25 protein-coding genes and 1 tRNA gene are annotated in these 24,999 nt (G+C 67.8%); 10 read left to right on the top strand and 16 right to left on the bottom strand.

Annotated elements, in window-relative coordinates:
- Nucleotides 1-325 precede the first annotated feature (325 nt).
- Nucleotides 326-616 (top strand): hypothetical protein, encoded by a 291-nt coding sequence (locus IV112_RS04160; RefSeq protein ID WP_304001155.1) that lies wholly within the window; start codon nt 326-328, stop codon nt 614-616.
- A gap of 3 nt (nt 617-619) precedes the next feature.
- Here IV112_RS04160 and IV112_RS04155 read toward each other — a convergent pair.
- A tRNA-Ala gene (locus tag IV112_RS04155) sits at nt 620-695 on the bottom strand.
- A gap of 120 nt (nt 696-815) precedes the next feature.
- On the opposite strand from IV112_RS04155, the gene IV112_RS04150 reads away from it, so the two are divergent.
- The gene (locus IV112_RS04150) at nt 816-1,532 is read left to right on the top strand and encodes a DUF3108 domain-containing protein (RefSeq protein ID WP_304001154.1); all 717 of its coding nucleotides are present in this window, start codon (nt 816-818) and stop codon (nt 1,530-1,532) included.
- On the opposite strand, the gene IV112_RS04145 is transcribed toward IV112_RS04150, so the two are convergent.
- The 4 genes from IV112_RS04145 to IV112_RS04130 all read right to left on the bottom strand — a co-directional run bounded on the left by IV112_RS04145 (nt 1,519) and on the right by IV112_RS04130 (nt 5,754).
- Nucleotides 1,519-2,499, bottom strand: a complete 981-nt coding sequence (locus tag IV112_RS04145) for an L-threonylcarbamoyladenylate synthase (protein ID WP_304001153.1) — start codon at nt 2,497-2,499, stop codon at nt 1,519-1,521. The genes IV112_RS04150 and IV112_RS04145 overlap by 14 nt on opposite strands.
- A gap of 4 nt (nt 2,500-2,503) precedes the next feature.
- Nucleotides 2,504-3,649 (bottom strand): 5-(carboxyamino)imidazole ribonucleotide synthase, encoded by a 1,146-nt coding sequence (locus IV112_RS04140; RefSeq protein WP_304001152.1) that lies wholly within the window; start codon nt 3,647-3,649, stop codon nt 2,504-2,506.
- A 123-nt stretch (nt 3,650-3,772) separates the two neighbouring features.
- Entirely contained in the window at nt 3,773-4,279 is a 507-nt protein-coding gene (gene purE, locus IV112_RS04135) for a 5-(carboxyamino)imidazole ribonucleotide mutase (protein WP_304001151.1), read from the bottom strand.
- A gap of 161 nt (nt 4,280-4,440) precedes the next feature.
- A complete protein-coding gene (locus IV112_RS04130) occupies nt 4,441-5,754 on the bottom strand; it encodes a DEAD/DEAH box helicase (protein WP_019918114.1) in 1,314 nt (437 codons plus the stop codon).
- 416 nt (nt 5,755-6,170) lie between these two features.
- Here IV112_RS04130 and IV112_RS04125 point away from each other — a divergent pair, with 416 nt between their 5' ends.
- Nucleotides 6,171-6,734: a sigma-70 family RNA polymerase sigma factor gene (locus IV112_RS04125; RefSeq protein ID WP_304001150.1), complete on the top strand. Its 564-nt coding sequence runs from the start codon at nt 6,171-6,173 to the stop codon at nt 6,732-6,734.
- Entirely contained in the window at nt 6,731-7,438 is a 708-nt protein-coding gene (locus IV112_RS04120; RefSeq protein WP_304001149.1) for an anti-sigma factor, read from the top strand. The genes IV112_RS04125 and IV112_RS04120 overlap by 4 nt, the downstream gene beginning before the upstream one ends.
- Before the next feature lie 215 nt (nt 7,439-7,653).
- On the opposite strand, the gene IV112_RS04115 is transcribed toward IV112_RS04120, so the two are convergent.
- Nucleotides 7,654-8,457, bottom strand: a complete 804-nt coding sequence (locus tag IV112_RS04115) for a DUF3014 domain-containing protein (RefSeq protein ID WP_304001148.1) — start codon at nt 8,455-8,457, stop codon at nt 7,654-7,656.
- A 327-nt stretch (nt 8,458-8,784) separates the two neighbouring features.
- On the opposite strand from IV112_RS04115, the gene IV112_RS04110 reads away from it, so the two are divergent.
- Nucleotides 8,785-10,308, top strand: a complete 1,524-nt coding sequence (locus IV112_RS04110; RefSeq protein WP_304001147.1) for a GGDEF domain-containing protein — start codon at nt 8,785-8,787, stop codon at nt 10,306-10,308.
- A 25-nt stretch (nt 10,309-10,333) separates the two neighbouring features.
- Here IV112_RS04110 and IV112_RS04105 read toward each other — a convergent pair whose 3' ends face one another.
- The 7 genes from IV112_RS04105 to IV112_RS04075 form a co-directional block, all read right to left on the bottom strand.
- Nucleotides 10,334-12,064, bottom strand: coding sequence for a GGDEF domain-containing protein (locus IV112_RS04105; protein WP_304001146.1), 1,731 nt, complete (start codon nt 12,062-12,064; stop codon nt 10,334-10,336).
- Between the two features lie 220 nt (nt 12,065-12,284).
- Nucleotides 12,285-12,482, bottom strand: a complete 198-nt coding sequence (locus IV112_RS04100; protein ID WP_019918505.1) for a CsbD family protein — start codon at nt 12,480-12,482, stop codon at nt 12,285-12,287.
- Between the two features lie 72 nt (nt 12,483-12,554).
- Nucleotides 12,555-13,118, bottom strand: coding sequence for a ferritin-like domain-containing protein (locus IV112_RS04095; RefSeq protein WP_304001145.1), 564 nt, complete (start codon nt 13,116-13,118; stop codon nt 12,555-12,557).
- Nucleotides 13,119-13,150: 32 nt separating this feature from the next.
- Nucleotides 13,151-13,324: a DUF1328 family protein gene (locus tag IV112_RS04090; protein WP_304001144.1), complete on the bottom strand. Its 174-nt coding sequence runs from the start codon at nt 13,322-13,324 to the stop codon at nt 13,151-13,153.
- Between the two features lie 209 nt (nt 13,325-13,533).
- Nucleotides 13,534-13,845 (bottom strand): DUF2149 domain-containing protein, encoded by a 312-nt coding sequence (locus tag IV112_RS04085; protein ID WP_304001143.1) that lies wholly within the window; start codon nt 13,843-13,845, stop codon nt 13,534-13,536.
- Nucleotides 13,842-14,375 (bottom strand): MotA/TolQ/ExbB proton channel family protein, encoded by a 534-nt coding sequence (locus IV112_RS04080; RefSeq protein ID WP_304001142.1) that lies wholly within the window; start codon nt 14,373-14,375, stop codon nt 13,842-13,844. The genes IV112_RS04085 and IV112_RS04080 overlap by 4 nt, the downstream gene beginning before the upstream one ends.
- A 28-nt stretch (nt 14,376-14,403) precedes the next feature.
- Nucleotides 14,404-15,387, bottom strand: a complete 984-nt coding sequence (locus IV112_RS04075) for a tetratricopeptide repeat protein (RefSeq protein ID WP_304001141.1) — start codon at nt 15,385-15,387, stop codon at nt 14,404-14,406.
- Nucleotides 15,388-15,552: 165 nt separating this feature from the next.
- Here IV112_RS04075 and IV112_RS04070 point away from each other — a divergent pair, with 165 nt between their 5' ends.
- The gene (locus IV112_RS04070) at nt 15,553-15,870 is read left to right on the top strand and encodes a cupin domain-containing protein (protein WP_304001140.1); all 318 of its coding nucleotides are present in this window, start codon (nt 15,553-15,555) and stop codon (nt 15,868-15,870) included.
- Nucleotides 15,871-16,237: 367 nt separating this feature from the next.
- On the top strand, nt 16,238-16,663 hold the full coding sequence (gene rnk / locus IV112_RS04065) for a nucleoside diphosphate kinase regulator (RefSeq protein WP_304001283.1): 426 nt from the start codon (nt 16,238-16,240) through the stop codon (nt 16,661-16,663).
- Between the two features lie 36 nt (nt 16,664-16,699).
- On the opposite strand, the gene IV112_RS04060 is transcribed toward rnk, so the two are convergent.
- The 3 genes from IV112_RS04060 to IV112_RS04050 all read right to left on the bottom strand — a co-directional run bounded on the left by IV112_RS04060 (nt 16,700) and on the right by IV112_RS04050 (nt 20,232).
- Entirely contained in the window at nt 16,700-17,731 is a 1,032-nt protein-coding gene (locus IV112_RS04060; protein WP_304001139.1) for a CobW family GTP-binding protein, read from the bottom strand.
- 107 nt (nt 17,732-17,838) lie between these two features.
- Nucleotides 17,839-18,033 (bottom strand): YbdD/YjiX family protein, encoded by a 195-nt coding sequence (locus tag IV112_RS04055; RefSeq protein ID WP_024300478.1) that lies wholly within the window; start codon nt 18,031-18,033, stop codon nt 17,839-17,841.
- Between the two features lie 132 nt (nt 18,034-18,165).
- The gene (locus tag IV112_RS04050) at nt 18,166-20,232 is read right to left on the bottom strand and encodes a carbon starvation CstA family protein (RefSeq protein WP_304001138.1); all 2,067 of its coding nucleotides are present in this window, start codon (nt 20,230-20,232) and stop codon (nt 18,166-18,168) included.
- A 582-nt stretch (nt 20,233-20,814) separates the two neighbouring features.
- On the opposite strand from IV112_RS04050, the gene IV112_RS04045 reads away from it, so the two are divergent.
- Genes IV112_RS04045 through IV112_RS04035 form a run of 3 tightly spaced genes read left to right on the top strand, consistent with a single transcriptional unit; the run spans nt 20,815 to nt 24,945 of the window.
- Nucleotides 20,815-22,164 (top strand): cache domain-containing protein, encoded by a 1,350-nt coding sequence (locus tag IV112_RS04045; protein ID WP_304001137.1) that lies wholly within the window; start codon nt 20,815-20,817, stop codon nt 22,162-22,164.
- Nucleotides 22,165-22,177: 13 nt separating this feature from the next.
- The gene (locus tag IV112_RS04040; protein ID WP_304001136.1) at nt 22,178-22,804 is read left to right on the top strand and encodes a response regulator; all 627 of its coding nucleotides are present in this window, start codon (nt 22,178-22,180) and stop codon (nt 22,802-22,804) included.
- A gap of 26 nt (nt 22,805-22,830) precedes the next feature.
- Nucleotides 22,831-24,945, top strand: a complete 2,115-nt coding sequence (locus tag IV112_RS04035; RefSeq protein ID WP_304001135.1) for an FUSC family protein — start codon at nt 22,831-22,833, stop codon at nt 24,943-24,945.
- Nucleotides 24,946-24,999: the final 54 nt, after the last annotated feature.

The following is a 24,999-nucleotide window of genomic DNA, read 5'->3' as shown; positions in this document are numbered from 1 at the left end:
GTGAGACGTAAGTCGGCGCGCGTCGTCTCAGACCAGCCTCGTCAGACGGGCGCCTCCGCCTATTAACAGAGTTTCCCGCAGGACGGATAAAAGGAGTAAGAATCTGCCCCACATCTAATCGACGCCAGGCATTTTTCAGTGCAGAAAAACATGCCACTAAAACTTGTCGTGGTGTCCACTTCCATCTCGAACGGTACGATCGGGACACGCCACCGAAAATACTGCGCCCCTCGATCGGCAACGATTCGCTGACTTCGTCTGGATTCAGTGAAAACGGCTTCGTCGCCCTTACCATGCTGCGGAGTTCGTAGCTGACCGCGCTTGGATGTTGAACGATCATGGCCGTGCAGCCGAACTGGCCAACTTGCGTGACGGCCATTGTCTCAAACCCGACCGCGCTCGCCTCCCCCGAAACCCGCATTACGCCGTTCTTCCTGCTGCAGCATCGAACTTACGGCGACTACGCTGGACGACGGAATTCATGGACCAACTCAATCGGCATTTCCTTTGCTCGCATCCCGGTACCATGGCCGGCATTTCCAGCCAGCTTCCCGAGACGATGCCGAAAGCTTTGCAGGATGAAGACCCGATATTCATCGGATCCTTGCAACAATAAGGTTGGTGGAGAGGAGGAGGATCGAACTCCCGACCTTCGCATTGCGAACGCGACGCTCTCCCAGCTGAGCTACCCCCCCAACGGCTGCGGATTATAGGGCCTCGGATGCCGGTTGTGAAGGAACATCGAACAGAATCACACGGTCGCAGCATCATCACCGGTACGGACTTCAGACACGATGAAACAAGAAATCGACGGAATGGATCGCAGGCGCTTCATCGGCGGCAGCGCAGCGGGCGCGCTGCTGGTGGCGTCGCCGCTCTGGCTGGCCGGCTGCGCGACGGCGCGGCAGTACGAGCAGGCCGAGCACATGGCGGCGCAGCTCGCCATCGGCGACGAGTGGGTGTACGAAGAACTGAATGGCTACAACCGCGAGCGGCAAGCCGGGATCCGCTACGTCGTCGAGCAGGCGGACCCGCCGCGTCTGCGCGTGGAAGTCGATGGCAAGCCGCTGAGCAGTCTGCGCAGCGGCCAGTTCGAGGAGTACGCGGCGCCCTGGGTGGTCAGCCGTGACACCGTCTATGACCGCGACAACCGTTACGACGCGCCGCTACCGGTGCTTCCGGCGCTGCTGGAACCCGGCGTGCGCGAGGCGTGGCAGTCGATGGTGACCACCGATCCGAAGGAGCGGCCGCGCCGCTGGCACGTGCAGATCGACACGCTCGGCTACGAGCGCGTGACCGTGCCGGCGGGTGAGTTCGAAGCCTTGCGCGTGCGTCGGCTGATCAAGTTCGAACATCCGGATTTCTTCCGCACGCAGTCGGAACGCGTCGAACACCTGTGGTTCGTACCCGAGGTGAAACGCTGGGTGAAGCGCGAGTGGCGTGGCCAGTACATGCCCAAGCTGCGCAGCCGCCATCCGCTGCTGCGTGAGGACTGGATCGTGTGGGAGCTGACCCGCTTTACTGTGGCGTGATGCCGGCGCCGGCGAGCGCGCGTCCGAGGCGGTCGTTCACCGCGGCCCACTCAGGCGTTTCCGGAATGGCTTCGATCACGATCATCGAACCTCCGACCGCATCCGCCTCGCGCATCGCGGCATAAAGACCCCGCGCGTAACCGGCCGGTTCGGCCGGCAGCATGAACCAGCGATGCGGGCAGTCGGACAGCGGCGGCTGACTGTGTGCAATCACCGCACAATGGCGACCGCTGTGGCGGAAGGCATTCAGGAAATCGCGCAGCCGGGCCGGCGCGATCTTGCGCATCGCGCTGCGCGGCGCGTAATGCGCAGCCAGCGCACCGGACACCCGCGGTGAATTCTCATCGCCCTTGCCTGCCGGCACGCGACCGATCACGGCAGCAATCTGACCGGCGCTGATGGCGCCCGGCCTGAGGATGCGCGGTGTGTCTCCGGACAGATCGAGTATGGTCGATTCGATGCCGACCTCACACGCGCCGCCGTCGAGCACGGTGACCGAGTCACCGAACTCATCGCGCACATGCTGCGCCGTGGTCGGGCTGATGCGACCGAAGCGGTTGGCCGATGGTGCAGCGACGCCGCCGCCGAAGGCGCGCAGCAGCTTCAGCGCGACCGGATGCCCCGGCACGCGCAGCCCCACCGTGTCCTGACCGCCGGTCACCTCGAGCGGTACGTCTTCCTCCCGCTTCAGGATGAGGGTGAGCGGCCCCGGCCAGAAGGCCTGCGCCAGCGCGATCGCCTCGCGTGGAATGTCGCGCGCCCAGACGGTCATCTGTTCGGCGTCCGGCAGATGCACGATGAGCGGATGGTCGGCCGGCCGCCCCTTTGCCTCGAATATGCGGCGCACCGCCGCCGGGTTCATCGCGTCGGCACCCAGCCCATAGACGGTCTCTGTCGGCAGCGCGACCAGTTCGCCGGCGCGCAGCCGGCGCGCTGCGTCGGCGATGTCGGCATCCGACGCGCTCATTGCGTCAGCCGGCAATGCCGATGGCGCCGCGCGCATTCATCGCGGTGTCGATGACCGGATCGCCGCTCTCGCCCAGCACGGTGAAGTGGCCCATCTTGCGGCCGGGGCGTGCGTGATGCTTCTGGTAGAGATGCAGCTTCAGACCGGGGTGGCGCAACAGGCGCGACCAGTCCGGCTCATGGGCGTGATGAGCGTCCTGCTGGTACCACAGGTCGCCGAGCAGATTCACCATCACCGCGCGCGAATGCTGGCGTGCGTCGCCCAGCGGCAGGCCACACAGGATGCGCACCTGTTGTTCGAACTGGTTGGTGACGCAGGCATCGATCGTGTAATGGCCGCTGTTGTGCGGCCGCGGCGCCATTTCATTGACCATCAGACGGCCGCCGGCGATGAAGAACTCGACACCGAGCACACCGACGTAGCCCAGTTCGGCGGCGATACCGGACGCCATTTCGGTCGCCTCGGCCGCCAGTGCGCCGCTGATGCGCGCCGGCGCGATGGTCACGTCGAGAATGCCGTTGCTGTGGCTGTTCTCGGCCACCGGAAACGGTGCGACACGGCCGGCTGCGTCGCGGGCCAGCACCACCGACACTTCCAGTTCGAGCGCCAGCATCTTCTCCAGCACGCAGGCTTCGCGATTGAAGCTCTCGAACGCCGCCTTCGCTTCGGCGACATTGGCCACCCTCGCCTGCCCCTTGCCGTCGTAGCCGAAACGCGCCACTTTCAACACGGCCGGAAAAAGGGACGGATCGGCCGCCTCGATGTCCGCCACGCTGCGGATCGCGGCAAACGGACCCACCGAAAAGCCGCGGTCGGACAGGAAGGTCTTTTCCGCGATGCGGTTCTGCGCCACCGCGACACAGGCGGCGTTGGGACGGGTCGGGATGAATTTGGACAGGTGATCCAGCGTGTCCGCCGGCACATTCTCGAACTCGGTGGTCACCGCAGCGCAAGTCTGCGCCAGTCGTTCCAGCGCCTGCATGTCGTCGTAGGCGGCGCACAGGTGCTCGTCCGCTGCCTTGCCGGCCGGGCTGTTGCGGTCCGGGTCGAGCACGACGACGCGATAGCCCATTTCGTGCGCAGCCAGCACGAAGAAGCGGCCGAGCTGACCGCCGCCGAGCATGCCGAGGGTTGCGGGAGGAAGAATCATCTGCAATGGCTCCGAAAGATCCGGCTCAACTTCTCGTGACCGCGGACGGATGCGGATGTGGCGGATGAACGCGGATTAAAACCTGAAAATGGATGCAGCGGACGGCAGACGCAGCGACGGCTGTCAGCCGTCGAGCTTCATGTCCAGCACGGTCTGCGCCTGCCGGGCGCGGAAGTCCTCGAGCGCCTGCGCAAGCGATGCATCTTCGCCCGCGAGCAAGGCCACCGCAAACAGTCCGGCGTTGGCTGCACCGGCCTCGCCGATGGCGAAGGTCGCGACCGGAATGCCCTTGGGCATCTGCACGATGGACAGCAGCGAATCCATGCCGTTGAGCGCCCGCGACTGCACCGGCACGCCGAGTACCGGCACCGTGGTCTTGGCCGCCAGCATGCCCGGCAGATGGGCAGCACCACCGGCACCGGCGATGATGGCGCGCAGGCCGCGACTGCGTGCCTCCTCGGCGTAGGAGAACAGCAGGTCCGGCGTACGGTGCGCCGATACGACGCGCGCCTCGAACGGCACGCCGAACTGTTCCAGCATGGCGCAGGCGGCGCGCATGGTGTCCCAGTCGGAGTTCGATCCCATCACGACGCCAACCAGCGGCGTGCGGGCGTGGTCTTCAGCACTCATCGGCTTCATCCTTCGCCGGCCTCGTCGGCCCGGAAAAAGGCGCGGATTCTACACCCGCGCGACAGCGAATCGACAAACATGGAAAAAACGAAAGGGGCACCGATTGCCCGGTGCCCCTCTGGGGTCTGGTCGACCCTCTGTGCTTCAGCCTGCGACAGCGATCAGTCCGCTCGACGCGCGCGGTCGCTGCGGCCGGAACTGTTGCCACGCCAGCCGCCCTCGCTGCGCGGCGCACCGCCACCCGGACGACGCGGGCCGTTGCCCGGCTTGTTGCCCCAGCTGCCCGGACGACCGGTGCCGGTGCGCGGGCCGCGCGGAGCGGACGTACGCGGCTGCACACGCGGCTCCAGACCCGGAATGGTGTGCACCGGGATGGTGTGACGGATGAAGCGTTCGATCGTCTTGACGCGACGCACGTCGTCGCCGGAAGCCAGGCTGACCGCAATGCCGCTGCGGCCGGCACGACCGGTACGGCCGATGCGGTGCACATAGTCTTCCGCCGACTTCGGCAGATCGAAGTTGATTACGTGGCTGATGCCGGCCACGTCGATGCCGCGGGCGGCAACGTCGGTGGCGACCAGCACGCGCAGCGCGCCGCGGCGCAGGTGACCCAGCGTGCGATTGCGTTCGCCCTGGTGCATGTCACCGTGCAGTGCCGCAGCCAGGAAGCCGTTCTCGCCGAGCTGCTCGGCGATCTGGTCGGCGTCGCGCTTGGTGGCGGTGAACACGATGGCTTGTTCGACGCCCTCGTCACGCAGCAGGTGGTCGAGCAGGCGCTGCTTGTGGCCCATGCCGTCGGCGAACAGCAGACGCTGTTCAATGTTCTCGTGCTGGGCGGCGGTTGCCTGGATTTCGATGCGCTGTGCGTCCTTGGTCAGGCGCTCGGCCAGACGGCAGACGCGCGGCTCGAAGGTGGCCGAGAACAGCAGGGTCTGACGGCTCTGCGGCAGGCGGTCGACGATGGCTTCGATGTCCTCGATGAAACCCATGTCCAGCATGCGGTCGGCTTCGTCGAGCACCAGCATTTCCAGACGGCCGAAATCGATGCGACCGCTGTCCATCTGGTCGATCAGACGACCCGGCGTGGCGACCAGCACTTCATAGGGCTGGGCCAGCAGCTTGTTCTGCATGACGTAGGAGGTACCACCGACCACGCTGACTGCCTTGGCGTAGCGCAGGCCACGGCCATACTTGCGGCAGGCGTCGGTGACCTGGATGGCCAGTTCGCGCGTCGGCGTCAGCACCAGGATGCGCGGGCCGCGGGCCTTGACGGCCGAGTCCTGCGTCAGGCGGTTCAGCGCCGGCCACATGAAGGCGGCGGTCTTGCCCGAACCGGTCTGCGAGGACACCATCAGGTCACGACCAGCCAGAGCGGCGGGGACGGCCTTTTCCTGCACGGCGGTGGGATTGGGGTAACCGGCCTCGACGATTGCGCCAAGAAGGGATTCGTTAAGACCGAGTTCTGAGAATTCCATGTATTTTTTCCACACAATGGCTACCCGCCGCGCTGCGAGAAGCAGTGCGGAAGGAGCGGGTTGGTCGGGCGAAATCCCGACGTTCTATCGGCACTAACCGATCAACCACGCTTGACCAAACAGGCGGGAGAAAAAGACAGGCCAGGGACGATAACTTTCTCGTGCCAGCGCCGGACCAAACCGGGAATGCGTCGCCAGGAGCAGACGCGGGGAAAGCACGAAGGCGCGAACTTTACAGACGGGCATGTATGTTTGCAAGCTCTTTTTCGCATTGCAACAATCGACCGCCAACCCGGCATCGAAAAAAATCGCGTCCGACTGCATCCGTGTAGGCGACTCGCGGGTAAGCCGTGAGAAGCTGGCGCCGGCTCACGGCAGCGGTGCTCGGCGATCCTCCACCCGTTCAAGGCAGAACCATGACAAGCACCACGGACGATTTCGATTTCGAGGCGGCGCTCGGCGCCTGTGCCGCCGGCGAGCGCAGCGCCCTGCGCCGCATATACGAGCGTGAGGGCGGCCGCCTGATGGGCGTGGCCCTGCGCATCGTGCGCCGTCGCGACGTCGCCGAGGACGTCGTGCACGATGCCTTCGTGCGCATCTGGGAAAAGGCGTCCAGTTTCGACGCCAGTCGCGGCAGCGCGCGCGGCTGGATCTACAGCATCGTGCGCCACGGCGCGCTGAACCACATTCGCGACCACGCGCGCGAGGTGCCGGCCGACGAATCGCTGACCGACAGCTTCGAGCACGAAACCTCCTCCAGCGTGCCGGACCCTTATCAGCAGGTACTGCTGTCCTCGGAGGCCGGCATGCTTTACGACTGCCTTGGACGGCTCGACGCCGCGAAGCGCTCCAGCATCCTGCTCGCCTACCTCGAAGGCTGCACCCATACCGAAATCGCCGACCGGCTGGCCACGCCGCTCGGCACGATCAAAGCCTGGATACGCCGCGGCCTGCAGGCACTGAAGGAGTGCCTCGCATGATCCAGACCCCCGAAGACATCGCCGGCCTCTATGTACTGGGCCTGCTCGACGCCGCCCGCCGCAATGAAGTCGAGCGCGACATGGAGAACGACGCGGCGCTGCAGGCACGCGTCGCCGACTGGGAGGAGCGGCTTCTGCCGCTGACACGCATGGTCGAACCGGAACCGCTGCCGCCCGGGCTGTGGTCGCGCATCGAACGCAGCCTGTGGCCTGCGCCGCGCGCGGGCGCGGCATCGGTGCCCTCCTCTCTTTTCAGCCGGCTGTGGGACAGCCTCGCGTTCTGGCGCTCGCTGGCCGCCACCGGTTTCGCTGCCGCCATGCTGCTCGCCGTCGTGGGTCTGCCCGGCACGCAGCCGGCCGGCGAGCCCAAGTTCATGGTGGTGCTGGTGGCACCGGACGACAAGGCACCGGGCTGGGTGGTGCAGGCCAGCACCGAACAGTCGCTCAAGCTCATCCCGCTTGGCGTGACCGACGTGCCGCAGGCCAAGGCGCTGCAGTTCTGGACCAAGGGCGACAAGTGGAAGGGGCCAGTCTCGCTGGGCCTGGTGCAGCCGGGCCGCCCGCTCGACGTGCAGATGAAGGAACTGCCGCCGCTGGAGCCCAATCAGCTGTTCGAAATCACGCTTGAACCCGAATACGGTTCGCCGATTGGTCGCCCGACTGGCCCCATCCTGTACATCGGGCGCGCGGTGAAGGTGATGTGACCTCTTGGGCCCGACCGCCCCACGTCACCGGGACGGACTCAGCGGGTGACGACGACGCGGCGCAGACGGGGACGAACGCCGAGATCGAGACCAACGCATCTTAGCGAGCCAACCGCGTCTCATCGTAAGTGCGACCACGCCTATGTTGTGGCGGCTCGTTGCAGAACGTCCGCTCCACTGCCCCGGCATTGAGCCAAGAACTCGATGACGTTCACCTATTGTGCACTCCGCGTATGCTTCGTCACCGCCGCCCGTATCTCCCGCAGCTTCGCCTTCACCCGAGCCGCGTTGTCCGGACCCATGCGCAGCATGATCTTCTGGCCTTCCGACAGCTTTTCCAGCTCGGGGTCGGCGAAGGTGTAGAGCACCTTGGGCTGGGCAAGGCGCAGCGGCCCGGCAAGTTCTGGGGCGGCCAGCAGGTGGTCGATCACCTCGACCAGGCGGTTGTTGAAATAGCCGTCCGGGTAGCCCAGTTCGACGTAACGCTGCTGGAACGCCGGGTAGTTGCGCACATAGGCGTCGACGACGGCCGCGGTCGGTACGGTGTCGACCAGATGAATATATGTGCGGTAGCGGGCGGCATTGGATTCGTCCAGCACCAGCGCGTCGCCGCTACCGGCGGTCGCCATCGGGCCCGGCACCGGTTTCACCGGCATCAGGCGGCGCGCCACCTTCTCGCGCGGCAGGTTGTCCACGGTGACGACGATGCGCCGCACGATGTCGGTCGTGATGAACAGCGTGTCGACCGAGGCACCGAACAGCGCGCGCAGCGCGGCCAACAGCTTCGCGTCCGGATCGACCTCGGCACCTGCAGCCTCGGGCACTTCTGGCGCGGCGATCGGGTAGTGCGGCGCCGGCTCCGGCGCAGGCGCCGGAACCTCGGGTGCCGCGGCGACGGGCGCCTCGACCGGGGCCGGCGCATCGGCCGGCGCCGCCTCGCGCTGCTGCCAGTAAAGGTAGCCGCCCACGCCCGCCACAGCCAGCACCACTGCCGAAACTGCCGCCGTTGATTTCTTCATGTCTGTCTCCTCCCCGGTTGCGGTTCAGCAGGATGGACAGACTGGGGGCGGCGAATATCCGGATAAAGCTTTTCGGGATGTGGCAGACCGCCGTCCAGCCACGCCTCGGCATCGGCCGCAGCCCCCTTCTCGCCATATTTTTCCCGACGGATCAATACCTTGACGATGATTCGAGAATCGACCCGTCGTGCTCGCCTGCCGCGTATTCATCGCTCTCCGGCCGTCTCACCCCGGTCCCGGACGGTGACTTTTCGTCGCATGTCTCGCCATGTACCGGCTGTTCGGGCATGCTGGCGCGCCTTGAGCACCCGACGCCCCCGAGACGCTGTGGCCCTCACCGCTCCGCCTTCCGCTACGGTTCCGTCGCGCCCCGACTGGCGCGTGTTCCTGCTGCTGCCCTTGCTGCACTTCGCCAGCGTGAAGCTGACGATGTCGCTCGCGATGTCGCCGGAGAACGAGGTCGTGGTGTGGCTGCCGAACGCCGTGCTGCTGGCCGCGCTGCTGCACTGGCAGGGCGCGCGCGGTGGCTGGATGGCGGCGCTGGTGCTGGCTTCCGACATCTACGCGAACATCCCCGCCTTCCCGCCTTTGCAGGCGACGCTCGTCAGCCTGTGCAATCTGTCCGAGGTGGCCTTCACCTATCTGCTGATGCGCCGGCTCGGTGTTTCACCGGGACTGGAGCGCATCCACGATTTCGGCCGCTTCCTGCTGGCCGGGCCGCTGCTCGGGTCGCTCGGCGCCTCGCTGCTGGCCGGTGTCGTGCTGCTGACGCTGGACCGGGTCAGCGCACCCTACTCGACGCTGACCCTGCTGTGGTGGTTCGGCGACGCGCTCGGCCTCCTGATCTACACGCCTTTGCTGCTGGCCTTCCTGCGCCCCGACCCGGAGGGCGCGCGCGGGGGCCCGGCAGGTATCGCGATGGTGGCGCTGACGCTGGCCTTCGCCGCCCTGCTGTTCACCCAGCCGGTCAATGCCGGCGCCGCCTTCCACGTCGCGCTGACGCCGCACCTGCTGCTGCTGCCGCTGCTGTGGGTGGCGGTGCGCTGCGGCACGCGCTGCACCGCGCTGACGGTGGCGCTGATCGCGCTCGGCGCCGCATGGTCGGTCACCACCGGACACCAGCCCTTCGGCGCGGCGTCGCCGCACGACACCATACTGCGCGCTCAGGAGTACATCCTGACGCTGAGCATCATCGGCATGGGGCTGTCCATCCTGCTGCGCGAGCAGCGCGCGCTGGCACACGAGCTTGAGGACAAGGTGCGCGAGCGCACGGTCGAGCTCGAAGCGTCGAACCGCCGTCTGGCCGAGCTGAGTGCCACGGACAGCCTGACCGGCATCGCCAACCGCCGCCGCTTCGACGAAACGATGGACGCCGAGTGGGCCCGCGCGCGTCGCAGCGGCGAACCGCTGGCGCTGTGCCTGCTCGACGTCGACCTGTTCAAGCCCTACAACGACCACTACGGCCACCTGGCCGGCGACGACTGCCTGCGCCTGGTGGCCGAGGTGATCAACGCGCACGTACGCCGCGCCAGTGATCTGGTGGCGCGCTACGGCGGCGAGGAATTCGCCTTCATCATTCCCGGTGTCGATGCCGACGGCGCGCTCGCCACCGCGCACGCCGTCTGCGCCGCGCTGCAGGCGCGCGGCCAGCCGCACGTGCGCTCGCCCTTCGGCGTGCTGACGGCCAGCATCGGCGTGGCCGTCATGGTGCCGACCGACGACGACACGCCGGACCAGCTGGTGCGGCTGGCCGATCAGGCGCTGTACGAAGCCAAGCGCGCCGGCCGCAACCGCGTGGTGCGGGTGGCCAGCGAAGACGTCGAGGTATTGCGCGCGGTGCGCCGCGGCTGACACGGCACCGCGCGCGCGGCAACGCTCAGGCAGCGGCGCACACCACGCGATTGCGCCCCTGCCGCTTGGCCCGGTACAGGCACTCGTCGGCGGCGGCGATGGCGGCGTCGAGCGAATCGTCGTCCGGCCGGCAGGCGGCGACACCAAAACTGGCGGTGATGCGCAGTTCGCCGCCGTCATCGAGCGGAATGCGCAGCGCCTCGATCGCGCTGCGCAGGCGCTCGGCGTGCTGGATGGCGCTGGCGACGTCGGTGTGCGGCATCAGCACGACGAACTCCTCACCGCCGTAGCGCGCCGCCACGTCACCGCGCCGGCTCTGCTCGCCGCACAGCCGCGCCACCTCGACCAGCACCGCGTCGCCCACGACGTGGCCGTAGCCGTCGTTCACCTGCTTGAAGTGGTCGATGTCGAACAGCGCGACCGCCACCGGGTAGCCGTGGCGCTGCTGGTTCGGAATGTGCCGCTCGGCCAGCGTGAAGAAGCCACGCCGGTTCGGCAGCCCGGTCAGGAAGTCGGTGTTGGACTGGTCGCGCAGCTGCTCGACCAGACGCTGGCGCTCATCCTCCAGCGCGACGCGCGCGATGCTGTTGGCGCGCAGCACGCTGATCGCCTGCAGCACGTCGGCCACTTCGTCGCGGTAGCGCGGGCTGGGCACCGTGCGCTGCAGATTGCCCTGGGCGATCGCCACGAGCAGATCGGCGGTTTCTTCGAGCGGCCGCACCACACGGTGATGCACCACCCACAGTGTCAGGCCGAGCAGGCCCAGCGTGAGCAGGCCGCCGGCGCCGATCCAGATCAGCGCAGTGCGCGCCTCGGCGTGACCGCTGCGCGCCTGATCGAGCGCTTCGTCCATCAGCACGTCGCGCAGCGTGACGATGGAATCCATGTCCGGCACGTAGCGCGCGGCGAAGCCGGCGGCGTCCATGCCGTACTGTGCGTCGTCCAGACCGTGTGCGGTCAGCGCCTCGACGAAGGGGATGGCGGATTCGAAGTAGCGCAGCTGCATCGTCGCGGTGGCGGTCTGTACCGGCACGCGGTCGGGTGCCGCTTCGGTGCGCTGCACCAGCAGCTTGCGCAATTGCTCGACCCGGCCGCGAAGCCGTTCGATTTCGACATGTTCGGCGTCGCGCAGCGGCTGCCGCGAGGTCAGCGCCACCGTGAACTGCGAACCGAGCTGACCGGCGTATTCGCGCAGGTCGGCGGCGATGCGGGCGCCGATCAGCGCATCGGCAGCGCGCGGGTAGGCCGCCACCGCTTCGTTGGTCAGCCGCATCAGCGCCGGCGACAGGTCGTCGATCACGGCGAACATCTTGCCGATCGCCTCGCTGATGTCGGCCGGGCTGCGACGCGCTCGCGGCAGGGCGGCGGTGCGGTCTATCGCTTCGCGCGCGTGGGCGAGTTGCAGCGCGGCGCGCGCAATCAGTGCGCGCACCTCGTTGCGCGGCGCCGCCGGCGTACCCACGGTGCGTTCCAGCACGGCGAAGGCGGCGTCGGTGCGCGCCCGCGCCTGAGCCAGACGCTCGCGCTTCGCCGGGTCACCGGGCAGGTCGTCGCCGAGCACGCCGTTGGCCGGCCCGCGCTCGCGCGACGCCATCTCGGCGGCCAGCAGCAGATGGCGCAGATGCTCCATCGCCTCCAGGCCACTGCGCGCCTGCGCCGCCCGAGACCATTCGACCACGACGATGCGCAGCGACAGGCCGAGAACGGCGCAGGCGAGCAGGAGGCTGACCAGCCAGAAAAGTCGGTGGAGGCGCATTCGGGACGGAGAACGCCATGCAAGGACTGCACGGCGCGGATATCAGGTCGGTTCTTCTTGTGCTTGTCGGAAAAGGAGGATCGGGTTCCGGGCACTGCGGAGGGTGCCCGGAAGGGCGCCCAGTGTAGCCCGGCCGGCTGCGCCTGCAACGACCTGGATCAAACACCGGGCACGCGACCGGACCCGGCCGGCGTCGCCGAAGCAACGCCGGCCAACTCGGTCAGAGGCGCTTTTCCCACTCGCGAACCTGCCGTTCGGCTTCGTCCTTGGCGATGCCGTAGCGCTCCTGGATCTTGCCGGCGAGCTGTTCGCGGCGGCCGGCGATGACGTCGAAGTCATCGTCGGTGAGCTTGCCCCACTGTTCCTGCACCTTGCCCTTGATCTGCTTCCAGTTTCCCTCGATACGATCGGTATTCATGGCGATTCCTTTCATGGATGGACGGAAGGTTCCGGTCGGCGCGGCGTGCGCGCCGGCGGATCGGTAGACCGGTCAGCGTTCGAGCAGACCGGCCAGTTCGTCGGCATGCTCTTCCTCATCAACGAGGATGTCTTCGAGCAGACGCCGGGTGGTCGGGTCCTTGTCGGCAACGAGCGCGATCATCTGGCGGTAGGCTTCGACCGCCACCCGCTCGGCGAGAAGGTTGGCGCGCAGCATGGACTTCAGGTCGAGCGCCGCGTCATAGGCGGCATGGCTGCGGTCAAGCAGACCCTCGGGACTGAAATCGGGCTCGCCACCGAGTTGCACGATGCGCGCGGCAAGACGGTCGGCGTGCCCTGCCTCTTCGTTCGCGTGCACCATGAATTCGGCGGCCACTGCCGGCGCATTGAGTCCGGTCGCGGTGAAGTGGTGGCGCTTGTAGCGCAACACACAGACCAGTTCGGTGGCCAGCGCCCCGTTGAGCAGCCGCACAATGTCGGCCGCCCAGGGGCTCATGGCCGGCGTGACGGCGCCATCCTGCATCTGCTGGTGGACGCGCTGCAATGCCGCGTGGTCAAGCTCGAGCGGCCGCGTCACGGGCGCCGGATCGGATAGCGGAAGGCTTGCGATGTTCATGAGATTCTCCTTGGCGTTTCAACGTGCCGGGCTCAGTCGAGTGCCTTGAGGCCCAGCAGACCGAGCACGAGCAGTACGACGAAAATGGCGACGAACACGAAGAACAGAATCTTCGCGATACCGGCGGCGCCGGCAGCGATGCCGGTGAAGCCGAACAGACCGGCGACGATGGATACGATCGCGAAAATGAGTGCCCACTTCAGCATGACGATCTCCTTGCGTGAGGAAAGTCGGTACCGGAGCGGAGGCTGTGGCGCCGCCGCTGCATGACCGAATCATGGGCGTACGGCGCCTTGAAGCGTATAGGTGATCGGGCAGCGCCCTGTAGGCGCATCCCCGTGTCGTGTCGGTGTGGTCCGACGCGGGCAGTTGAGCGGTGGCGGCGGTGTGAGCGGTGTGGGCGGCTGCGGACGCCCTACTCCGGCACGTAGACGAGCGAGCCGTCCTCCATCCGGTAGGCGGTGCCGGCCTTGACGCCGCGGCCTGCCCCCGCCTCGCCCTCGCCGCGGAAGCGGCTGAGCTGGTCGCCCTTCTTCACGACGATTTCCATGTCCGGCTGGCCGGCGTTTCGGATCACCGTCAGGTCGCCGGCGGCGAAGGGATTCAGCGGGTGGCGCGCCACGGCGATCAGCAGCGCGGCGATGATGACCAGGAACACGTCGATCAGATTGACCACCGACAGGATGGGGTCGTCGTCCTCGGTGTCGTCGAGCAGGCGCGTCCTCATCGTGCCGCCTCCGCCTGCAGCATCGGCACACGATGCTCGGCCAACGCGTCACCGGCGCGCTCGCGCTCGATGCGCAGCAGGTCGGCGGCGTACCAGCGGCGCCGCACCTGGGCCACGGCATAGGTGATGGCCGAAGCAATCAGCGCCAGGATGACCGCCGAGAACGCCACACCGAGCCCGCCGGACACCGCCGCCAGATCGCCGTCGCCGAGCGCGGCCAGCGCCGGGCCCATCGGAATCATGGTGGCGACCAGACCGAGCAGTGGCGCCACGCGGGTGGCGATGCGCACGCATTCCAGGCGCTGCGCTGCGATCACTTCGAGTTCGCCGCTGCCGATGCGCGGGTCGGTGCGCACCACCTGGCTCAGTTCGAATCCGGCCGCCTGGCCGGCACGCCGCTGCAGCGCCTGCACGACGAAGGCGCCGAGCGCAAAGAAGGCGTACAGGAACAGCGCGGCGATCGCGAGCAGCACCGGGGTCAGGAAGAACTGGCTTACGCCGTACAGCGCGCTTTCAATGGAGGGCGTCATGTCTGCTCTATATATATGCGGAAGGAATTCAGGCGGCGCGGCGCAGCGGCAGCGCGCGGTGTTGCGGTTCCGGCGCCCGCGCGGGCGCCGGGCGTTGCCGCAGGCGGGCAAGCGCGCCTGCGACGAAGGCTGCCAGCAGGGGCAGCAGCCATGCGCCGTCCGGCCCGGGCGTTGCCGGCGGCTGTGCCGTGACCTCGACCAGCCGGCGGCCGGCGGGCTGCGCGATTTCGGGGGCAGAGACCGGCGCGGGCAGCGGCGTCACGGCCGGTGCAGGCGCGGCGGTGTCGGCGCCCCCCATGCGTCGCGCGCGCACCGGTGGCGCCAGCGCCGCGTCGGTGCGGGCGACCGCCAGCTGAAAATCGGCCGCCGCGAGGTCGGCGCTTGCCTCGGCCGTCATGGCCGGTTCCGGCGCCTCACCCACGCCCTGCCCGCTGCCGTCGCGCACCGCGGTGTGGTGGCCGGTGCGCAGGAACTCCTGCGCCGATTCGTCGCCCTCGGCCGCCGCCTCGCGGAACCAGCGCATCGCCTCTTCGACGTTGCGCTCGACGCCCCGCCCCTGATAAAGCGCGGTGGCGTAGTGCATCTTGCCCAGCGGCCCGTAATACGGGTCGCCGCTGTTCGCCGCGCGCAGCAGCATTTCGGTGGCCTTGACCGGATCCTGCGGCACACCGTGCCCGTTCTCGTACATCAGCGCCTTCCAGATCAGTGCGCCGGTGTAGCCGGCGGCGATGCACTTGTCGAACACCCTGTTCGCCGTTTCGTGGTCGCCGCATTTCGACAGCAGGTAGCCGGCCGCGCAGCTGACCGGCCCGGCCGGCTGCGACGCCACATACTGCAGCGACAGTTCGCCGACCGCGTTGTCGAGATCGTCCGGCGACGCCGGCTGCATCGCGCCACCGCAGAAACGATTGCCCTCGTCGGCACTCAGCAGTGGTGCGGCAAGCTGCGCGAAGAACGCGACGAAGACGGGCAGCAGGCGGCTGCATCCGCGCTGCCTGGGTGATGCACTCATACAGAAACTCCCGGAACGGACCGGGACAGAATCTAGGCTTCGCGACGCTCGGGGTCGTGCGCAATATCAATCCGGAATGACGGGCAAAGTCCACGGCGGGCACTGCGGTCACCGACGGCAACGAAACGCGGCACACTTGCGGCTTGTCTTCCGCGGAGATCCGCCATGCTGGTCAACAAGGCCGCCACCCGCAGCTGGGCCGCCACCGATTTTCCGGGCATCGAACGCAGCCTGTTCCGCAACACCGAGCACGGCGGTCGGGCTTCCTTCGTGCGGCTGGCGGTCGGCAGCCGCTTTCCGCGGCACACGCATCAGGGGGGCGAGGAGGTGGTGGTGATTGCCGGTCGCGTCGCCATCGGCGGCGTCGAGCTGGAGGCCGGCGACTATCTCCACACCGAAGCCGGTGAGGAACACGACGTCGTGGCGCTGAGCGACGCCGTCATCTTCGTGTCGTCGCAGAAGCCGACGCCGCTGGTCGAGTGATGAGCGCGGCTTGCCGCCGGCGCACTTCGATGCTACGGTCCATCCCTTCGCACGATCCCACCCCTCGCCCGCTCCCGTGAACGTATTGCGCACCTCTGTCCAGCCGAATCCGACCGCAGCCCTGCTGCGCGCCGGCACTCGTCTGTCGTGCGCGGCGCTCGCGCACCGACTGCATGAGGTGAGCGCCTGCGAGGCTGACCCGGCGACCGTCTGTAGCTGAAGCTGTACCAGACCGTCGCCGCCTGACGGGCGCGCGTGCCCGACACCGGCCACTTCCGGCCACTTTCCCGAATTTCCGCCGCGCTGCGCAATGATGCGTCACGCGGCTGCTCGTCCTTGCGACGAGCCCCGCATGAGGACCGAATACATGACCAAGAAGCCGAACATCAAGCCCAATATCACGCTGACCGAACTGGACGCCGATCGCCTCGACGCGCTGCTGTCGACCTTGCCGGCGCGCAACATGCCCGGACGCGACGCGCTGGCCGCCGAACTGCTGCGCGCCGACATCGTGCCCTCGCGTGAAGTGCCGCCGGACGTGGTGACCATGCACTCGACCGTGCGCTTCAGCATCGCACCGGCGAACGAAACACAGAGCCTGACGCTGGTGTTTCCGCGTGAAGTGGGCGACGGCAACGGCACGGTGTCGGTGCTGGCTCCGGTCGGCAGCGCGCTGCTCGGGCTCAGCGAAGGCGACGAGATCGACTGGCCGGGACCGAGTGGCGGCACGCTGCGCGTGCGCATAGACAAGGTGGTGTACCAGCCCGAACGGGCCGGCGATTTCGCGCGATGAGCAGCGCAGGCGCCCGCACGGCGGGCGCCTCGCGCGTCAGGCCGCTTCGGCCGCCGGTGCGGCGACCGTGGCGAGAAAGCGGGCGCGCAGTGCTTCTGCCGGCAGATGGCGGCCAATCAGCACGACGCGGCTCATGCGCGCCTCCCCCGCCTCCCACGGCCGGCCGTAGTCGAAACCGGCAATGCGGTGCACACCCTGGAAGATGAGACGGCGGTTCTCGCCCTCGATCGACAGGATGCCCTTGTAGCGCAGCAGATCGACCGAGTGCTCGTTGATCAGCGTATCGACGAAGGCCGACACGCGCTCCAGATCGAGCGGCGCCTCGCATTCGAGCAGCAGCGAGCCGACCGCGTCGTCCCACGACTTGCGCGCCATGCCGGCGATGCCGGAAATCGCGCGCGGCGACACCGGGTGCCAGCCACGCACCGGCAGACCGCGTTCGTCCAGCGAAAAGCCCTTGATCGAGAACAGATCGCGCCAGCTCTCGTCGGCGCTGCCGGCGACGATGAGCGGTGCGCGCGCATTGACGCGCTGCAGCCGCGTACAGAGTTCGTACAGCGCTTCCGGCGTCACCAGATCGGCGTGCGAAATGAGCAGCCGGTCGGCGAAGGCGACCTGCGAGGCGGCGACCCGCTCGCGCCGGAACTGGCCGTCGAAATGCACCGCGTCGACCACGGTGACGACGCCGTCCAGACGGTAGCGCTCGCGCAGCCGCGCGTCGTTGAAAAAGGTCTGCACCACCGGCGCCGGGTCAGCCAGACCGGTGGTTTCGACGATGAGCCGGTCGAAAGCCAGGTCGTCTGCATCGCGCCGGGACAGCAGGCCGGCCAGCGCGTCACCCAGCTCGCCCTGCACGGTGCAGCAGATGCAGCCATTGGACAATTCGACCACCGACACCGCGGCACGGTCGAGCAACGCGCCGTCGATGCCGGCGGCGCCGAACTCGTTCTCGACCACGGCGATGCGCTGGCCGTGATTGGCAGCCAGCAGGCGATTCAGCAGCGTCGTCTTGCCGGCGCCGAGGAAACCGGTCAGCAGGGTGACCGGGATGGATTCATGAGGGGTCATCGAGACTCTCTCCAAAAAAGATGCCGGGGAAGGCTTGCGCCGACCCCGGCCAATAGGAGGAGGGTGGTACATCGGTGAAAGCCGTCGTCGTCGTCGTCGACGCCGGCCTAGCAACATTTGCCGGAGGCACCGCCGAAGCGCGCCTCCTGGCGTTCACGGAAAAATTCCTCATACGTCATGGGCACCTGGTCCGGGTGCTTCATGCGCATGTGCTGGACATAGGTATCGTAGTCCGGCAGCCCGACCATGAGGCGGGCAGCTTGCCCGAGGTATTCGCCCATGCGCGCGAGGTCCTTGAACATGGCGGCGCCCTCAGTGCATGCCCTGCCCGCCGCGCGCCCGCAGGATAAGCAGGCGCGCGGCAGACACGACGGCCAGCCCTTGTGAGGCAGACCATCGACCGGAGGACATGTTCATGCGCATCACGAAGGACCTCAGGCCTTGACGGTCTCGCCGTGCACGCCGTGATGCGTCTCGCGCACCGTCGGGTGCTCGTGGCGCAGCGCCTGCAGCACCTTGCGGATGCCAAAGAAGGTGATGGACAGCACGACCAGCACGAACATCGACGCGAGCGCGGCATCGACGTAGTCGTTGAAGATGACCTGCTGCATCTGCTGGATGCTCTTGGCCGGCGCCAGCACTTCGCCGTTCTCGGCGGCGGCGCTGAACTTGGCGGCGTGCGCGAGGAAACCGATCTTCGGGTTGTCGCTGAAGACCTTCTGCCAGCCGGCGGTCAGCGTGCAGGCGAGCAGCCACACGGTGGGCATCACCGTCACCCACATGTAGCGCTGCTTCTTCATCTTCACCAGCACGACGGTGGCGAGCACCAGTGCCACGGCGGCCAGCATCTGGTTGGCGACGCCGAACAGCGGCCATAGCGTGTTGATGCCGCCCAGCGGATCGACCACCCCCTGGTACAGGAAGTAACCCCAGGCGGCGACGCACAGGCCGGTGGCGACCAGGTTCGGCACCAGTGCCTCGGTGCGCTTGAAGGCCGGTACGAAGGTGCCCATCAGGTCCTGCAGCATGAAGCGGCCCGCCCGCGTGCCCGCGTCGACCGCGGTCAGGATGAACAGCGCTTCGAACAGGATGGCGAAGTGGTACCAGAAGGCCATCATGCCCTGCCCGCCTATCACCTGATGCAGGATGTGGGCCATGCCGACGGCCAGCGTCGGTGCGCCACCGGCGCGCGAAATGATGGTCGATTCGCCGACGTCGGCCGCGGTCTGCGTCAGCACTTCCGGCGTCACCACGAAGCCCCACTGCGAAATCACGGTGGCCGCTTCCTGCGCGGTCTTGCCGATCAGCGCTGCCGGGCTGTTCATCGCGAAATAGACGCCCGGATCGATGACCGAGGCAGCGACCAGCGCCATGATGGCGACGAAGGACTCCATCAGCATGCCGCCGTAACCGATCAGCGGTGCGTCGGTTTCGCGGTCCAGCAGCTTGGGCGTGGTGCCCGACGAAATCAGCGCGTGGAAGCCCGACACCGCGCCGCAGGCGATGGTGATGAAGAGGAAGGGGAACAGGTTGCCCGACCACACTGGACCGCTGCCGTCGATGAACTTGGTGATCGCCGGCATCTGCAGTTGCGGTGCAACGATGAAGATGCCCAGTGCCAGACCGACGATGGTGCCGATCTTCAGGAAGGTGGACAGGTAGTCGCGCGGCGCCAGCAGCAGCCACACCGGCAGCACCGAGGCGACGAAGCCGTAACCGATCAGCATCCAGGTCAGTTCGGTGCCGTCGAAGGTGAACATCGGACCCCATATCGGATCGGCCGCGACCCAGCCGCCAACCACGATGGCCGCCATCAGCAGCAGGAAGCCGACGATGGAGATCTCGCCGATCCTGCCCGGACGGATGTAGCGCATGTACACGCCCATCAGGATGGCGATCGGGATGGTCGCCGCCACCGTGAAGGTGCCCCACGGCGAATGCGCCAGCGCCTTGACGACGATGAGCGCCAGCACCGCGAGAATGATGACCATGATCATGAAGGCGCCGAACAGCGCGATCACGCCCGGTACCTCGCCCAGTTCCGACTTGATCAGGTCGCCCAGCGAGCGGCCGTCGCGACGGGTCGAGATGAACAGCACGATGAAGTCCTGCACCGCGCCGGCGAACACGACGCCGGCCAGAATCCACAGCATGCCCGGCAGATAGCCCATCTGCGCCGCGAGCACCGGCCCGACCAGCGGTCCGGCGCCGGCGATGGCGGCGAAGTGGTGGCCGAACAGGATGTTGCGGTTGGTCGGCACGTAGTCGAGGCCGTCGTTCTTGGCCCAGGCCGGGGTGATGCGATTGCCGTCGACTTCGAGCACGCGGTAGGCGATGAAGCGGGCGTAGAAGCGGTAGGCGATGAAATAGACCGAAATCGCAGCCAGCACGATCCACAACGCGCTGATCGTTTCACCGCGCGACAGTGCGACCACGCCGAGCGACGCGGCGCCAAGCAGCGAGAGTGCCGCCCAGCCCAGTTTGGGAAGAAGGTTGTTCATGTGTCTCCTCTCGGGTGCGACCGGTGAACCCGGCCTGCCGACCGCCTCTTTGCGGCCTGCCCGGAGTATGGTTTTCATACAAGACCTGCCGCATCGGGGGCACTACGCAGGCGAGATCCGTGCAAACACGTAGGGGAAAACCCTGGGGCGGGTGCGTTGTGGGGGTGGTTCTGTTGTCGAAGCAGGGGTATCTGAGGGAGGGGTCTTGACCCCGACAGCGGCCCGTATCGAGGCATTCGGACTGCAGCGGCCGCGTCGCGGCCAAGGCCGCTACCACAGGGATCGCGCCCGACCCGCGGCCGGAGCCCGGGTTCTGTGGGAGGGGTCTTCTGACCCCGACAGTGGCTTGGATCGAAGCCCGCGGAACGCAGCAGCCGCGTCGCGGCCAAGGCCGCTGCCACAGCGATCGCACCCGACCTGTGACCGGAGCCGGGATTCTGTAGGACGGGTCTTCTGACCCCGACAGCGGCGGTGATCGGAGATACCGTCGGCCCCCTCTCCGGCACCAACGCAATCAGCGGACCGCTCATTTCAGGCGCTGCGCAGGCCTTATCATTCCGCTTCCGCCATCCGCCCTGCCCCATGCAACTTCGCCTCAAATTCGTGCTGCTGGCCATCGTGCCGCTGCTGCTCGCCATCGCGGCGGTGGCGGCGGTGGTGAAGCTGCAGTCGCAGGCGCTGACCGATGCCGAGCACGCCATCGTCGAACCGGCGCTGATGGATTCGCGCCGGCATGAACTGCAGAACTACGTGACGCTGGCGCTGGCCAGCATCGCCCACCTGACGGCCCGCGACGAACCGGCGGCACGCGACGAGGCGCTGCGCGTGCTGCGTCAGCTGGAGTTCGGCAACGACGGCTACTTCTTCGTCTATGACCTGTCGGGCCAGGTGCTGATGCATCCGCGCCAGCCCGATCTGGTCGGGCAGAACCTGTGGGAACTGCGCGACCCGCAGGGCCGGCCGACCATACAGAACCTCGTTTCGCGCGCGCGCGACGGCGGCGGCTTCGTGGACTTCATCTGGCGACGCCCCTCCACCGGTCGCATCGAGAACAAGTTGGGCTATGTCGCCACCGTGCCGCAGTGGGGATGGATGGTCGGCACCGGTCTCTACACCGACGACATCGTCGCCGCGCGCGAGCGCATCGACCGCCAGGCGCGCGTCGCCATACGCAATACGATGGGCGTGATCGCCGGCATTGCGGTGGTGGCGACGCTGCTGGTCGCACTGGCCGGGCTGGCCCTGAACGTGTCCGACCGCCGCGATGCCGAGCTGAAGATGCGCGAACTGGCGCGCCAGGTCGTGCGCTCGCAGGAGAACGAGCGGGCGCGGGTCGCCGGCGAACTGCACGACGGCGTCAGCCAGAGCCTGGTGTCGGTGAAGTTCCTGCTCGAATCGGCGCAGGCGCGGCTCGAACAGCCGGCCGCCGACGCGCTCGACGCGGCCCGCCGCACCCTCGCCCGCGGCGTGGCCGGCGTCGAGGAGGTACTGGGCGACGTGCGGCGCATCTCGCACGGGCTGCGCCCGACCATGCTCGACACACTCGGACTGGTGCCGGCGATGAAGCAGGTGGTGGACGAATTCGCGCAGCGCAGCGGCGTCGTCGTCGACATGCAGGCCGACGCCGACATCGTCGCCCCCGGTGACGCCGGCACCGCGCTGTTCCGGCTGCTGCAGGAGGCGCTGAACAATATCGAGCGTCACGCGCGTGCCAGCCGGGTCGAACTGCGGCTCGGCCGCGAGCCGGGCGCCATTGCGCTGAGCATCCGCGACGACGGCCGCGGCTTCGACGTCGAGGCAGTCTCCGCGTCGCCACAGCGCGGCCTCGGCCTGAGCAGCATGCGCGAGCGCGTCGAAGCGCTCGGTGGCCGCTTCGACCTTTCTTCCGGCAGCTCCGGTACGCTGCTGTCCGCCCGCCTGCCCGTTGCCTGACCCGATCCGCCCGATGACCGCCCACTTCCGCCTGCTGCTCGTCGATGACCACCCGCTGGTGCGCGACGGCCTGCGCGCACGACTGGAAGCCGTTGCCCGCTTCGCCGTCGTCGCCGAAGCCGGCAACGCGACCGAAGCGCTCGACGCGGTGCGCCGGCATACGCCGGATTGCGTGCTGATGGACATTTCGATGCGCGACATCCACGGCATCGAACTGACGCGCCAGCTGCATCAGAGTGCGCCCGATCTGAAGGTGATCATGCTCACCATGCACGACGAACCGCAGTACGTGATCGAGGCCTTCCGCGCCGGTGCGCGCGGCTATGTGCTGAAGGACAGCCCGTCGGCCGAGATCATCGCCGCGATCGATGCGGTCTGTGCCGGCCAGCGCTGGTTCAGCGCCCGCGTCGCCGACGCACTGGTCAGCGCCAGCCTGCCGGAGTCGGGACTGACGCCGCGCGAACGCGACGTGCTGGACCTGATCGCCGACGGCCTGGGCAACAAGGAGATCGCCACCCGGCTCGACCTGTCCGTCCGCACGGTCGAAAGCCACCGCATCAATATCAAGCGCAAATTCGAACTGGACAGCAGCGCCGCGCTGATGAAGTTCGCGATGGAGCGCCGCCGCGAGCGCGGCTGAACGCCGACCACTCTGCCCTCCGACTCATGCTGCGTCGCTTCGCCCACCGCATCACCCGCAACCCGCTGCTGGCGCGCCAGCTGCGCAACCATCACGCACTGAGCGGCTTCGGCTGCTCGCTCGGCGTCGCACTGGTGGCCCTGCTCGCCTGGGCGGTGGCCGACACGCGGACGGCCATTGCCATGGCCGCGGGCGCACTGGTGGTGAGCCTGACCGACATTCCCGCTCCGCGCCGCAACAAGCTGCCGCTGCTGCTCGCCAACCTGATTCAGATGCCGGTGGTCGCGCTGCTGGTGCTGGCCACCCATGACACGCTGCCCGTGTTCGCCGCTGCAATCCTGCTGATCGCCTTCGCCTCGGGCATGGCCACGGCCTGGGGCAAGCCCGGCCTGCCACTGGGCTACGGCATGATGATGACGATGGCGTTCACGATGGCCCAGCCGGATCTGCCGCCGCGCGAACAGGCGGCTCACCTGGCGCTGCAGTTCGCCGGCGGCCTGAGCTATCTGCTTTACGCGCTGCTGATGGCGCGTCTGACCGACACCGCGATGCGCCGCCGCGCTGTCGTCGACGCGCTGTACGCCTTTGCCGACTATGTACGCGGCAAGGCGGCGCTGTTCAACCCGGCCAACGACCTCGATGCGGTATATGCCGAACTGGTGCGCCGGCAGGCCGCGTTCGCCGAGCGGCTGCAGACCGCACGCGACTTCGTGTTCGTCGACCGCTGCTCGCCGGAACAGCAGGCGCTGACCAACGGCCTGCTGGCGCTGATCGACGCCCACGAAGCGGTGCTGGCCAGCCAGGGCGACTACGCACCGCTGCGCGAGGCCTTCGGCGATCACCGCGTCATGCGCCTGCTGGCGGCGATGACGCACGCCGCGGCCGACGACGTGCTGCGTCTCGCCCACGGCGGCCTGTCGGGCAGCCGTCCGGTACTCGACGACACGCCCTATCGCAACACGCGCCCTGCGCTGGAGCGGGAGGTCGCCGCGCTGTCGGCCGATCCGGCGCTGGACCACAGCGCCGCCATCGCGGTACTCGAAGCCGGGCGACGCAAGCTGCTCGGCGCCATCGACGGCCTGCGTCGCGTCGATCGCGCGCTGCGCGAGCCCGCGCAGGTCGACGACGAGGACATGAGCCGCTTCCTGTCGCGCTCGAGCTTCACGCCGCGTGCGCTGCGCGACGAGTTCAGACTGGATTCGCCGGTACTGCGCTACGCGCTGCGGCTCACGCTGGCGATGGCCGCCGCCTTGGCGCTGTCGCGGTGGCTACCCTGGGCCGGCCATGGCTACTGGATACTGCTGACGGTATCGCTGGTCATGCGCGCCAGCTTCAGCCAGACGCGCCAGCGTCAGACCGACCGGATGATCGGCAATGCGCTCGGCTGCCTGTTCGTGGCCGTGATACTGCATCTGGTGTCGGCACCGGCGGTGCTGCTGGGCATCGTGTTCGTGTGCATCGGCATCGCGCACGCCTTCATCACCGTGCGCTACCGCGTCACCGTCACCGCCGCCTGCGTGATGGCGCTGCTGCAGCTGCACCTGATCGCCCCTGGCAGCTTCCACATTTCCGAACGCTTCTTCGACACCGTCGTCGGTGTCGCCATCGCCTGGCTGTTCAGCCGCGTGCTGCCAAGCTGGGAGCGCGACAGCGTCACCGCACTGGCCGCCCGCCTGCTCGGCGCGCTGCGTGAATACGTCGAACTGGCGCTGACGCCGGACACCCGCGACATGCACTACCGGCTCGCCCGCCGCCATGTGCAGGAAGCGCTCGGCACGCTGTCCGACGCGGTCGTCCGCATGCGCGACGAGCCGGCTTCGCAGCAGCAGCCTCTGGCTACGTTGAACGTGCTCACCACGCGTGGCTATTTGCTGCTTGCCCACATCGCCGCGGCGCGCCGACTGAGCGCGCGGCCGGACGCATCGAATGTCGAAGCGCGGCTCGCCGCCGGGCGCCGCGAACTGGCAGCGCTGCTCGCCAGCGATGCAAGCGGCACATCCGCATCGCCGCCCTCCGACCCCTTGTCGCGCCGCCTCGAAGCCGCGCGCACCGACGCGCAGGCAGTCGTGACCGCCGCCCGGACGCTGGGGGTGCTTTCCCCGAAATCGGCGATCTCGATCGAGGCTACTGACTCGGGTTAAGGCCGCCATCGCGAGCAAGCTCGCTTGTATGTTCTGCCCTGGCAAGCGTAGGAA

The sequence above is a fragment of the Methyloversatilis discipulorum genome (assembly GCF_018780585.1).
GTDB lineage: Bacteria > Pseudomonadota > Gammaproteobacteria > Burkholderiales > Rhodocyclaceae > Methyloversatilis > Methyloversatilis discipulorum_B.
This window is presented reverse-complemented; position numbering and strand designations above follow the sequence as displayed.